5 protein-coding genes are annotated in these 5,991 nt (G+C 63.1%); all 5 read left to right on the forward strand.

Going from position 1 to position 5,991, the window contains the following annotated elements; all coding sequences use genetic code 11:
- Window positions 1–154 precede the first annotated feature (154 nt).
- The 5 genes from GY937_21025 to GY937_21045 all read left to right on the forward strand — a co-directional run bounded on the left by GY937_21025 (window position 155) and on the right by GY937_21045 (window position 5,893).
- Window positions 155–1,654, forward strand: a complete 1,500-nt coding sequence (locus tag GY937_21025; GenBank protein ID MCP5059196.1) for a hypothetical protein — start codon at window positions 155–157, stop codon at window positions 1,652–1,654.
- A 160-nt stretch (window positions 1,655–1,814) separates the two neighbouring features.
- Window positions 1,815–2,831 (forward strand): exosortase/archaeosortase family protein, encoded by a 1,017-nt coding sequence (locus tag GY937_21030; GenBank protein MCP5059197.1) that lies wholly within the window; start codon window positions 1,815–1,817, stop codon window positions 2,829–2,831.
- Complete coding sequence (locus GY937_21035; protein ID MCP5059198.1) at window positions 2,828–3,493, forward strand: hypothetical protein; 666 nt, start codon at window positions 2,828–2,830, stop codon at window positions 3,491–3,493. Before GY937_21030 ends, GY937_21035 begins: the two co-directional genes overlap by 4 nt.
- An 11-nt stretch (window positions 3,494–3,504) precedes the next feature.
- The gene (locus GY937_21040; GenBank protein MCP5059199.1) at window positions 3,505–5,220 is read left to right on the forward strand and encodes a sulfatase-like hydrolase/transferase; all 1,716 of its coding nucleotides are present in this window, start codon (window positions 3,505–3,507) and stop codon (window positions 5,218–5,220) included.
- Window positions 5,221–5,281: 61 nt separating this feature from the next.
- On the forward strand, window positions 5,282–5,893 hold the full coding sequence (locus tag GY937_21045; GenBank protein MCP5059200.1) for a DUF2142 domain-containing protein: 612 nt from the start codon (window positions 5,282–5,284) through the stop codon (window positions 5,891–5,893).
- Window positions 5,894–5,991: the final 98 nt, after the last annotated feature.

Below are 5,991 nucleotides of genomic sequence, written 5' to 3' on the forward strand. Positions count from 1 at the left end.
CTGTTTCTCTGCGTCCAAGACATTTGCCATGGCCGGCGAGGCTATCCGCCTCGCCCGCCTCAACGTCCTGGACGACTCCCCGTTCTATGGCCGGTTTTCAGGTGATCACGTATGGCCGCTTTTGGGTGTTCACCGAGGGCTATTGTGCCCCGCCATGCCCCAGCTGAGCCGCGTTCTTCTCGCCTTGCTCGCTGTCTGCCTCGGTGCGTGCGCGCCATGCAGCAGCCTCCTGCCCGAGCGGTTCGCCGTCAACGCCCCGTTGCTGAGTTCGATGTTCGGCTGGGGGATCGATCCGCCCGACTCCGAGACCGTCCGGCAGCGCATCCAGGTCGCGCCCGGCTACGGCGTAGGGATCTACGCCGAACTCCCCCAGGCCCGTTGGCTCAGGCCCACCGGCAGCGGCGATCTGCTGGTGAGCTTGCCGCGCCAGGGGAGCATCCAGCTCCTCGAACGTGATCGCGATGGAGATGGCCGCGCCGACGGCCAGCGCGAACTCCTCACGGGGCTCGACAGCCCCCACGGCATGGATCTACACGACGGCTGGCTCTATGTCGCCGAGGCCAGCGCCGTCTTCCGTATTCGTTTCGATGAAGGAACTGGAGCGGTCGAAGGCGAGAGGGAATGGGTCGTCGAAGGGCTTCCCGAAGGCGGCAACCACTGGACCCGGACCGTTCGCATCGGCCCGGACGGCGACATGTACGTGAGTGTGGGGTCGAGCTGCAACGTCTGCATCGAGGAAGACGCACGACGCGCGGCGATCTTGCGTTTCCCGGCTGCGGGTGGAAACGGCGTGATCCATGCCCGGGGCCTGCGCAATGCGGTGGGCTTCGACTGGCAGCCGTCGACGGGCGACCTCTACGCGACGGACAACGGCCGCGACCTGCTCGGCGACGACATCCCGCCCGGAGAATTGAACCACGTCGTCGCGGATGCGGACTACGGCTGGCCTTTTGCTCACGGCGATCGGGTGGTCGACCCGGACGTCGGAGCGGGCCACGAGGCTCGCGTCGCCGCGTCGATCCCGCCCGTTCACGCGTTCAGAGCCCACAATGCGCCGCTCGGGCTCGTCTTCCTCGGAAACGACGAACCTGGCGACTACGCCGGAGCCGCACTGGCCGCCCTTCACGGTTCGTGGAATCGCACCCAGAAGGACGGCTACAAGGTCGTCTCCCTTCATTGGGGAGCCGACGGCGAGATCACCGAGCGTGATTTCCTCTGGGGCTTCCTCGAGGCCGAAGACGTCATGGGACGCCCGTCCGACGTGGCCCAGGGGCCAGATGGCAGCATCTTTGTGGCGGACGACTACGCAGGCGTGGTCTACCGGGTGGCGCGGGGTGAGAGCTCGCGTCGGATCCAATCGGGTTCAGCCGAAGCAGTGGCGGATCCGCTCCGGGGGCTCTCCAGCGCGGATCGCGAGGCCGCAGCGATGCGAGGGGCCGCCCTCTACGATGCATTCGCCTGCGCGGGTTGCCACGAGCAGGAACGAGCCGAACCGGGCGTGGTCGCAGTTCCGCTCACCCAGGTCCGGGGACGCTACGACCTGGCGAGCCTGGCGGCCTTCTTCCTGGCTCCGACCCCCCCGATGCCGGTCTTGGCGCTCAGCGAAACGGACCGGCGAGATCTCGCTGTCCATCTCCTCCACAGCCTGCGCTAGAGGGCTCCCCGCGGGGACACACAGGAACGGCCGAAACCCCCGTTGGGATGGGGGAACCGCGCAAGGCTTCGATAGTCTCGTCACCCCCGGTCCGCATTGGGCATCTCACATGAGGTGGCCCGGCGCGCCGATGCGGTCCAGTGTGCACCCGAGGAGAAGCGTGAGCCGGGCAAATATCCGCGAAGTCGCGTTGGGCGTGGTGATCACCGCGGTGATCGCGTTCGGTCCTCTTACTCCCAACGAACTCGGACCGTCTCTGCTAATCGGTGCCGCCGTGGCTGGCGCAGTGTATTTCTGGCGCCGCCGACGACATCTTCCGGAGGAGGTTGGAGCCGAAGAGCCGGGGAATCCAAAGCAGCCGCTTGGAGTGATGCTGCTTTGGGCAGGGCTCATCGCCCTCTGGGCGGCTGCATTCTGGCCCACGCTTCGTTGGATGTGGTCGGAGTGGACGCGAAGCGTCTGGGCCAACGACCACGGCATCTTCATGCCGTTCATCATGGGATACCTCGTCTGGAGCCTTCTTCGGAACGACGTGGGCAGTGAACCCGAGAGCTCATCCTGGGGCCTTCCGATCCTAGCCGTCGCAGCTACGGCCTCGATCCTCGATGCGATACTCGGCACGAGGTACCTGGGAATGGCGGGCTTGCTGCTGTCGCTCCCGGCCCTCAGCTTGCTGCTCGTGGGTATCCAGAGGACCCGCCGGCTCGCTGTCCCCCTCGTACTGTCGCTGCTGATGACGCCCGTACCTATCACCCTCTCGACGCATATGGGGCTGCGCTATGCAACTGCCAGCGGAGTCGAGCCTCTTCTGCGGCTATTGGGGATTCCCGTGCTCAGGGAAGACACGGTGATGCGACTATCGTCGGGGTCCTTCGTCGTCGCAGAGGCATGTAGCGGTTTTTCGACGATGTACGCTTCGATCGCGGTCGCCCTGATCCTGGCGTTCATGGCCCGGTCGAAGGCCCGGAAACTGACAATCCTCCTCGTTGCACCATTCCTGGCCCTGGCGGCCAACATCGCGCGCGTCCTCGCTCTGGTGCTGATCGCCCATTTCGTGGGGCAGTGGACTCTCGAGACACCGATCCACGAAGCGACGGGCGTTGGAGCGTTTGTGATCGTGCTTGTCGGGCTCTTCGCGCTCGCCCGAGAGAATCCGTCCGAGGAGGCAGCCTCGTGAGCCTGCTCAGCCGCCGATTCGTGCTCGCCATCGCCGGCTTGCTCGGTGTCACTGCGATCCTGGTCGCGATCCTGACGGTACGCCCACATCGATTCGATCCATGCGCCCATCCCCAGACCCTCTCCGTGACCTCGTTGATACCAGGTGCCAAACACCTCGAGACGAAGGAGCTGGGACCTGATAGCCGCTACCTGATGCGAACTGAGGGCACGTTTTCCAATCCAATCTCAAGGAAGGCTCCCTTCGAGTACGAGATCGTCCGGAGCTTCGACGTCTTGAATATGGCGCTGAGACCCGTGACCCTGGTGGCCCCACAAATCGATGCGGAGCATCACCGATTGGAGTCGATCGATGTCGATGGCACTTCCATTCCGGTGCACATCGTCGAGGACTTCACGAAGCAACCGCCGCAGTTGATCGCCTACATCCAGGCCTACGGCCTGACCCCATCTTCGAATCCGATGGCGTCCCACCTGCTCAATTTTCTTGGCGTTCTCCGACACGGCACGCCGGCAGTCACGACGGTGATCGTGAATGGACCGATCACCCGAGCCGGCCAGCCCGAGGCCGAGGAGAGCGCTCTCCGATGGCTCGGCGACTCCTGGAAGTTTATCGAGCGATTCTGCGCTCCCCCCGCGAAGGACTCCGGCCGGACGCCTTGACGGAAGCCGCCATGAAACAGCAGAACCGGCATCGCATCGCATTTGCCGCAGTACTCCTTCTGGCCCTCTGTATCGCCGACCAGTTCGATCTCTTCCACATGACGCGCTTTCAGCTCGATCGAAGGGATACGGAGCGCCCTGGATTCAACGCAACGGTGTTTGCGTTCACATACATGGCCTGTATCGCAGGCCTGGTCGCGCTTCTGCTGCACCCGTGGCGATTTGTCCGCATCATCTCCCTCGCCTTGGGAGGCTTCCTGACCGCAGTGCACGTGGGCTTCCGAGCGGTGAACGACAGCGGCTTCGGCCACCACGAAGCCGCGATCCTTTGGTCGGAATCGGCGTTTGCTCCCGACGCACTTGCCTTCTTTGCGCCCGGCTACATGGGCGCCGTCAGCGCAGTGGCGGTGAGTACCGTGGCCTTCGGGTTCTGGGCGCGGCAGGCCGCCTTCCGCCGCGGCGGACTGGTTCTATTGCTACTGGCGTTAGGAGTCGCCTGGGCGGCAGACCGGGTGGTCGATCGAAGCTTCGGAAAAGTCTACCAAGCCCCTGCACCCGTTCGCGTGCCCTTGCTCGCGCGCTGGGCCTGGCTCCACAGCGTTCCCTACTACGGCCGCCGTGACGAACCGAACCTCGAAACGAAAGAGCCACCTGTTGCATCGCATTTGGTGTTGGTCATGGACGAGAGCATCTCTGGACATTGGCTCGGTATCAATGGAGGACATCCGGAAACGACACCGTGGCTGGGCGGGCCCGATTCCCGCGTCTTCAACTTCGGTATCGCCTCTGCGATTTCGAATTTGAGCTCGAGCACGAACCTCCTGCTACAGGCGGGTCTCTCGGCAGATGCTCTCCCGGACACGGAACTGCGCTCACTTCGCGATGCCAATCTCTTTGCCTACATGAGCGGCGCGGGGTTCCGAACGGCACTGTTCGATGCGCAGTCCTACTCGAGCCGCCCGCCCAACTTCATGACCCAATTCGACCTCGAAGGCATCGACACTCATCGACAAGTCCGCGAGGTGCATCCCGAACTCCCCGAACATGCCCTCGACGCGGTAACGATCGAGTGGACCGTGGAGCAGATCGAGTCCGCCGAGCGCTCTTTCACCTATGTACTGAAGAATGGAGCCCACCTCCCCTACAGCGACAAGTTCTCGCCTCAAATTGCTGTTTTCCATGCTGCCCCTGGGGCCGGAGACCTTGCACGCACCAGGACCGCGTACCGAAACGCCATCGCCTGGAGTACCGACCGTTATCTGATGGAGCTGTCTCAGGCTCTGGAGAAGCTGGGCCGCGAGGTGCTCGTCGTCTATACGGCCGATCACGGTCAGAGCCTTGGATCAACCAACAGCCCCAATGCCCGTCGTTTCACGCCCCATGCCACCTCCGTCGATCCGCCATCCTCGCAGGCAGCAATCCCACTGCTGATGCTCGCATTCGGCGAATCCACACGGGCCCAGGTTCGTGACCTGTTCGTCCCGGAACTCCTCGACCAAACAAGCCAATTTGAGATCTTCCCCACCATGCTCGAGCTTGCCGGCTACACCCGCGCCGATGCCACAGCCGGCCGCGCTCCTTCTCTGTTCGATGCTGGGACACCTCGAGGCGACCGCTTCTTCGTATCTGGGAACATCTTCTCACGCGAGGGCGGATTCTATATCCTCAATCGAAGCATGGGGAACGCCTGTTTCCTGAATCAATTCAAGTCTCCTACGCCGGAATAGCCCTCCGCCGGGGTTCGTGTAGAGGGCAACTCACATGCTAAACGACCTCTCACCTGAAGCGGTGTTCTTGACTCTGGCTCTTGGCTTTGGTGTGGCGTTCGGGATCGCTACACCCCCCTTCGACAGCCCTGACGAATGGCGACACTTCTCTCGTGCTTATGTGATCTCCGAAGGCCACTATCAAGCTGCTGGTCGACTTCCCCCGTCCCAACTATCGGTTCCAGTCGATGTGCTGGCCATCCACGAGCTACACGGACCGCTTCGCCGTTCTCACGTATTCCTTGAGGGTTTTTCCTGGCTACGCGACCCGGTCTTGCCCCGAAGCCGCATCCCTCTCGTGGGAGACGCAAGCCTCCGCGGCGCGGGCCTCTCCAGCCCAATCACGTACGCGCCTCAAGCCGGATTTCTACTTCTCGGAAGGCAGTTGGGGCTTTCTGCTGCAGCACTGCTCTACCTCGGACGGCTCGCGACGCTCCTTTCATGGGCCAGCCTGTGTTGGCTCGCGATACGCGTGACCCCAACTCGCCGCTGGAGCTTCACACTCCTGTGCCTGACTCCAATGTCACTCTTTCTCGCAGCGTCGGTTTCCGCGGACCCCCTGACCTCCGGCCTCTCGCTCCTGCTGCTCGCCCTAGCTCCAATCCGTCGTATTGAGGTGAAGGCCGGACATTGAAATGGCCCTGCGAGTGTGAGATGAAGGAGTTACGAGGCTTCTCCACCGACACCCAACAAGGCCACTTCAGTGCGATTGATTCAAGGCTCTATTCGGAC

This window comes from bacterium (genome assembly GCA_024228115.1).
Classification (GTDB): domain Bacteria; phylum Myxococcota_A; class UBA9160; order UBA9160; family UBA6930.

Bases quoted from the DNA above. Each gene is read 5' to 3' on its own strand.
- GY937_21025 (MCP5059196.1), top strand. From the start codon at position 155: ATGCCCCAGCTGAGCCGCGTTCTTCTCGCCTTGCTCGCTGTCTGCCTC.
- GY937_21040 (MCP5059199.1), top strand. From the start codon at position 3,505: ATGAAACAGCAGAACCGGCATCGCATCGCATTTGCCGCAGTACTCCTT.